Origin of the sequence: Microbacterium sp. UBA3394 (assembly GCF_002358725.1) — a bacterium.
Classification (GTDB): Bacteria; Actinomycetota; Actinomycetes; order Actinomycetales; family Microbacteriaceae; genus Microbacterium; species Microbacterium luteum.
In genome coordinates, this window is record NZ_DEPK01000058.1 from 1 (window position 1) to 5,584 (window position 5,584).

A 5,584-nucleotide genomic window follows, 5' to 3' on the forward strand; every position below is an offset into this window, starting at 1 on the left:
GCAACGGCACGGGGGCGTTTCGGGGCCGGGGTGCGTTTCGTCTCGTCGCTACGCTCCTCGCTCAACGACCAGGAGAGGACGCGATGCTCCTCGCTCAACGACCAGGGAGGGACGCTACGCGCCTCGCTCAACGACCAGGGAGGGACGCTACGCGCCTCGCTCAACGACCAGGCGACGGGCATCGGTCGTTGAGCGAGCGGAGCGAGACGAAACGCAGGTCTCGGAAGGGGAGCGTCAGTCTTGGAAGAAGGCGGCGGCGGCGCGGGCCTGGTAGGCGACGTCGTCGAGATCCGCGCCCGCGACGTTCACGTGCCCCACCTTGCGACCCGGACGCGGCGCCTTGCCGTACGTGTGGACCTTCGCGACCGGATGCGCCTCCATCGCCGCGGCGAAGCGCGCGTCGAGGGAGTCCGACACCGGACCACCGAGGATGTTGATCATCACCGACCAGTCCGCCACCGCATCCGCATCGCCGAGCGGCAGATCGAGAACCGCGCGCAGGTGCTGCTCGAACTGGCTCGTCACCGCGCCGTCCTGCGTCCAGTGACCGCTGTTGTGCGGACGCATCGCGAGCTCGTTCACCAGCACCCGCTCGTCGACGGTCTCGAACAGCTCGACGGCGAGCATGCCGGTGACATCCAGTCCCTCTGCGATCCCGACGCCGATCCGCGCGGTCACTTCCTGCAGGCGCGCGTCCTGATGCGGCGCCGGCGCGACGACCTCGGCGCACACGCCGTCTTTCTGCACCGTCTCGACCACCGGAGACGCGCGCACCTCGCCAGACGGCCGACGCGCCACCTGCTGCGCGAGCTCGCGCGAGAAGTCCACGAGCTCCTCGACCAGGAGCGCTCCGCCGTGGGCGTCTTCGGCGAGCGTCGCGAACCAGTCATCAGCTTCGGCGGCGGCCGTCACGACGCGCACGCCCTTGCCGTCGTACCCGCCGCGCGGCGTCTTCACGACGGCGCGGCCGCCATGGGCGTCGAGGAAAGCCTGCAGCTCGTCGCGGCCGGTCACCGCGGCCCAGTCGGGCTGCGGCATGCCGAGCTCGGCCAGCCGCGTGCGCATCTCGATCTTGTCCTGCGCGAATCGCAGAGCGTGCGGACCCGGACGCACGGCCACGCCGGCATCGACGAGAGCACCGAGAACGTCCTGCGGCACGTGCTCGTGGTCGAAGGTGATCACATCGACCTCGCGCGCGAAGGCCAGCACGGTCTCCGCGTCGCGGTAGTCCCCGACCGCGGTCACGGCGAGCTTCGCCGCCATCCCCTCGGACTCGGCGAGCACCCGCAGCTCGATCCCCAGCTCCACCGCGGGCGCGATCATCATCCGCGCCAACTGTCCGCCACCGACCACACCGACACGCAGGGTCATCCCGCTCCTTCCGACCGCTCCATTCTGTCTCACCGCCGCCATCGAGGCATGCGGCGACGGATCACACGGGGGCCGGCGGCGCCGGCGGAGCGGCGAACGCCCCGCTCGTCGGCGTCATGGACTGCGCATCGCGGTGGGCGAGGATCTGATTGACCTCCACCTGGTCGACGAGCGCCTCGTGCACGAGGGCGACGTTCGGGATGTTCCGCAGCCGCAGCGGCTCATCGACGCCGTTCGACAGCGTGAGGGTTCCCGCTCCCCACAGCCGCTGCAGGATGCCACGACGCACACCGATGGAGTAGCCGCGCACGTGGCTGAGCTCGCGACGACGTCGCACGAAGACGCCGTACCGCTCGATCACCCGGCGCGTGGTGATCACGTAGGTGTGCGACCACCAGGCGAGGAAGGGCAGCAGCACGAGGAGGAACACCACAACCGCCGCGGCCGTCAGCAGCATCCAGTTCTCGAACGGCGCGGGAAGGTTGCCGTAGAAGAAGCCGACCGCGCCGGCGACCGCCAGCAGGACCAGCACCGACCAGAACAGCCGTCGCGCGTGCGGACGCACCCGCGCGATGCGCAGCTCCGGGGTCGGCGCCCCGGGCGCGGGAGCGAGCGGCCGCGCGCCCGTTCCGATCGGCTGTGTCATGCCCCCATCATGCCGGGAGCGGCCGACATCGAGCGGATGCCGCGCCCAGCCTCAGCGCACGTGCACCACGTCGCCGGCCGAGACCGCGATCGGGTCGCCGCCGGAGTCGACGACGAGCCGGCCGTCGGCGTCGATGCCGGTCGCCTCGCCCTCGAGCGAGGTGCCGTCCGGAAGCGACACCGTCACGCCCTTGCCGACGGTCGCGCAGTTCTTCGCCACGTCGGCGTGGAGCCCGGCGACCGCTGCGTCACCGCCCGTGGCGGCGAGGTCAGCGAGGTAGCGGTCCAGGGCGTCGAGATAGTCGGCGATGAGGCGATCGTCGTCGACGTCGATACCGGCGGCCAGGAACGACGTCGCGGTTTGGACCGGCAGCTCGGCCTGCGACATGCGCGTGTTGATGCCGGTGCCGATCACGACGCAGTCGGGATGGCTGGGCACAACCTCTGCGAGGACGCCACACAGCTTCGCTCCGTCGAGCAGCACGTCGTTCGGCCACTTCAGCACCGCCTCGTGCCCCGACGAGCCCAGCTGCCCGCGCACCGCCCGCACGAGCGCGGCGCCGGCCGCGAGCGGGATCCATCCACGTGCCGACACCGGAAGATCGGGCACCCGCACGAGGGTGGACACGGCCAGCGCGGTTCCGGGCGGGGCGACCCAGGAGCGGTCGAGGCGGCCACGACCCGCCCGCTGGTCGGTCGTCACCAGCACCGACAGATGCGGCCACAGGCCCGGCGCGTCGCGCACCCCCTCGATCACGTCCGCGTTGGTGGAGTCGGTCGACTCCGTCAGCTGCACGCGAGGACTGCGGGCAGCGGCACGAGGGTATCCAGCGGCGGGAATCGTCATGTCGCCCACGGTACGCCGTGGCTCCGGTCGGCGCCGCGCCCTTCCGGCGGCACGGCGCATCCGCTACGGTCCCGCATCCGCGGTGTGGACCCGCACCAAGGCAGCGCGGATCGGTTGTGCAGACCCTCCAAGGGATCGCAGGCCCGCGCCGATAGGGTGGAATCCGTGACCGACGACATCGACCTCTCGACCACCGCCGGAAAGATCGCCGACCTGCGCGCGCGGTATCAGGAGGCGGTCGTCGACGCGGAGAAGACCGCCCACGACAAGCAGCACGCCAAGGGCAAGCTCACCGCTCGCGAACGCATCGAACTGCTCCTCGACACCGGCTCGTTCGTGGAGATCGACGAGTACGTGCGACACCGCACCACCGCTTTCGGGATGGACCGCGCCCGCCCTTACGGTGACTCGGTCGTCACCGGCACCGGCACGATCCACGGGCGCGCCGTCGCTGTCTACGCGCAGGACTTCTCGACCTTCGGCGGATCGCTCGGCGAGGTGGCCGGCGAGAAGATCATCAAGGTCATGGAGCTCGCGCTGCGCAGCGGCATCCCGATCATCGGCGTCCTCGACTCCGGCGGCGCCCGCATCCAGGAGGGCGTGGTCGCGCTCGGGAAGTACGGCGAGATCTTCCGCCTCAACACCCGCGCGTCGGGCGTCATCCCGCAGATCTCGATCATCATGGGGCCGGCCGCCGGCGGCGCCGTCTACTCCCCCGCCCTCACCGACTTCGTCGTGATGGTCGACAAGACCAGCCAGATGTTCGTCACCGGCCCCGACGTGATCAAGACCGTCACCGGCGAAGACGTGGGCATGGAGGAGCTCGGGGGCGCGCACACGCACAACACCCGCTCCGGCGTCGCGCACTATCTCGCCGACGACGAGGACGACGCGATCGACTACGTGCGCACCATGCTCGGCTACCTCCCCGACAACAACATGGCGGAGCTGCCGGTCTACGAGACGGAGTTCGAGTTCGAGACGACCGACGCCGACCGCGCACTCAACGCCGTCATCCCCGACTCCCCCAACCAGCCCTACGACATCCACACCGTCATCGAAGGACTCCTCGATCACGGCGAGTTCCTCGAAGTGCAGCCGCTGTTCGCGCCGAACATCGTCATCGGGTTCGGACGCATCGAGGGCCGCTCGGTGGGCATCATCGCCAATCAGCCGTCGCAGATGGCCGGCACCCTCAACATCGACGCCGGGGAGAAGGCCAGCCGCTTCGTGCGGTTCTGCGACGCCTTCTCGATCCCGATCGTCACGCTCGTCGACGTGCCCGGATACCTCCCCGGCACAGACCAGGAGTGGACCGGCGTCATCCGTCGCGGCGCGAAGCTCCTCTACGCCTACGCCGAGGCGACCGTGCCGCTGGTGACCGTCATCCTCCGCAAGGCCTACGGCGGCGCCTACATCGTGATGGGCTCCAAGCAGCTGGGCGCCGACGTGAACCTCGCTTGGCCGACCGCGGAGATCGCGGTCATGGGCGGCCAGGGTGCGGTGAACATCCTCTACCGCGGTGAGATCAAACGCGCGGCCGAAGCGGGCGAAGACGTCGCCGCGGTGCGCACCAAGCTCGCCACCGAGTACACCTACAACGTCGCGTCGCCCTTCCTCGCCGCCGAGCGCGGCGAGCTCGACGGGATCATCGAGCCCGCGCAGACGCGCGTGTCGATCGCGAAGGCGCTTCGCGCGCTGCGCGGCAAGCGCGCGAGCCTGCCGCCGAAGAAGCACGGGAACATCCCGCTGTGACCGACAGCGACGCCGAGCCCCGCGTCATGATCGACGTGCGCCGCGGCAACCCGACCGACGACGAACTCGCCGCCCTCATCGCCGTGCTGTCAGAGGCGTACCGCACCGAGGTCGAAGACGCCACGGCCGACCCGACGCCGCAGCGGTCCGCGTGGGAACTGACGCAGCGCGGCCTGCGCACGCCGCTGCGCCGCGACCTCGGGTGGCGCCAGGGCGGCTGGCAACACGGCTGCTGACGGCTCCGGCCGTTCGCGTGGGGTGGGCACGGCGCCCGCCGGCGTGTCCCCCGAAATACCTACAGACGGCGTGTTGCGCGCGTCGCATACTGGAGGAGTTGGAACGCTGCGGCGTTCGGCTGGCCCACCTCCGCTTCGCGGACTCGTCGGGTCGGCCCCTGCGGACGGTTTTCGGGTAATCGTCCGCCCAGGCGGGGAGCTGGCGGAAACGCCGCTCCCCGCCTCTTCTCTGTGCGCGGCGTCTCCGCCCGTGCGGCACCGCCGCGCGCGGCCGCACCGCCACCGGTCAACAACACCGCCACCGGTCAACAACACAGGAGATTCGGGCGCGGCTGCCCTAGATTCGGGCCCCTAGGCTCCCGCGACGCGCATATCTCCTGCGTTGTTCACACCGCGCCGCGGTGGCTCCGACGCTGGTCTGGCGTCGCGCCGGTCCGCCGTGAAGACCACCCGCGTGACGCGCATCGCCGACCACCGGTCAACAACACAGGAGATTCGGGCGCGGTTACCCCAGATCCGGGCCCCAGGCTCCCGCGACGCGGATATCTCCTGCGTTGTTCACGGCGTGGCGGGCACAGGCGCGACCGGTTCGGCCGCCGCGCGGTGGCCGCGACGCGGCAGGGGGGCCAGCGGTGGGCGTCCGCGGTGCGGGGAGTCGGCGACGCGGGGTGACGGCCAGCGGTGGGCGTCCGCGACGCGGGTGACGGTCAGCGGCGGGGGTGGGCGATCT

General features: G+C 70.9%; 6 protein-coding genes. 3 read left to right on the forward strand and 3 right to left on the reverse strand.

Features of this window, described 5'->3' with window-relative positions:
- Window positions 1-192, forward strand: a 192-nt coding sequence (locus B4E30_RS03140; protein WP_286793446.1) for a hypothetical protein, incomplete at its 5' end; no start/stop codon positions are given.
- A gap of 42 nt (window positions 193-234) precedes the next feature.
- Here the strand turns inward: B4E30_RS03140 and B4E30_RS03145 are convergent.
- The 3 genes from B4E30_RS03145 to B4E30_RS03155 form a co-directional block, all read right to left on the reverse strand.
- Entirely contained in the window at window positions 235-1,371 is a 1,137-nt protein-coding gene (locus B4E30_RS03145; RefSeq protein WP_286793447.1) for a 5-(carboxyamino)imidazole ribonucleotide synthase, read from the reverse strand.
- Between the two features lie 61 nt (window positions 1,372-1,432).
- Window positions 1,433-2,017, reverse strand: a complete 585-nt coding sequence (locus B4E30_RS03150; RefSeq protein WP_286793448.1) for a PH domain-containing protein — start codon at window positions 2,015-2,017, stop codon at window positions 1,433-1,435.
- A 51-nt stretch (window positions 2,018-2,068) separates the two neighbouring features.
- A complete protein-coding gene (locus tag B4E30_RS03155; protein ID WP_286793449.1) occupies window positions 2,069-2,863 on the reverse strand; it encodes a biotin--[acetyl-CoA-carboxylase] ligase in 795 nt (264 codons plus the stop codon).
- A 165-nt stretch (window positions 2,864-3,028) separates the two neighbouring features.
- Between B4E30_RS03155 and B4E30_RS03160 the strand changes: the two genes are divergently transcribed.
- Entirely contained in the window at window positions 3,029-4,618 is a 1,590-nt protein-coding gene (locus B4E30_RS03160; protein WP_286720895.1) for an acyl-CoA carboxylase subunit beta, read from the forward strand.
- On the forward strand, window positions 4,615-4,854 hold the full coding sequence (locus B4E30_RS03165; RefSeq protein ID WP_286793450.1) for an acyl-CoA carboxylase subunit epsilon: 240 nt from the start codon (window positions 4,615-4,617) through the stop codon (window positions 4,852-4,854). The genes B4E30_RS03160 and B4E30_RS03165 overlap by 4 nt, the downstream gene beginning before the upstream one ends.
- Window positions 4,855-5,584 lie beyond the last annotated feature (730 nt).

Coding starts and splice junctions, on each gene's coding strand:
- B4E30_RS03145 (WP_286793447.1), bottom strand. CDS start 1,371: ATGACCCTGCGTGTCGGTGTGGTCGGTGGCGGACAGTTGGCGCGGATG.
- B4E30_RS03150 (WP_286793448.1), bottom strand. CDS start 2,017: ATGACACAGCCGATCGGAACGGGCGCGCGGCCGCTCGCTCCCGCGCCC.
- B4E30_RS03155 (WP_286793449.1), bottom strand. CDS start 2,863: ATGACGATTCCCGCCGCTGGATACCCTCGTGCCGCTGCCCGCAGTCCT.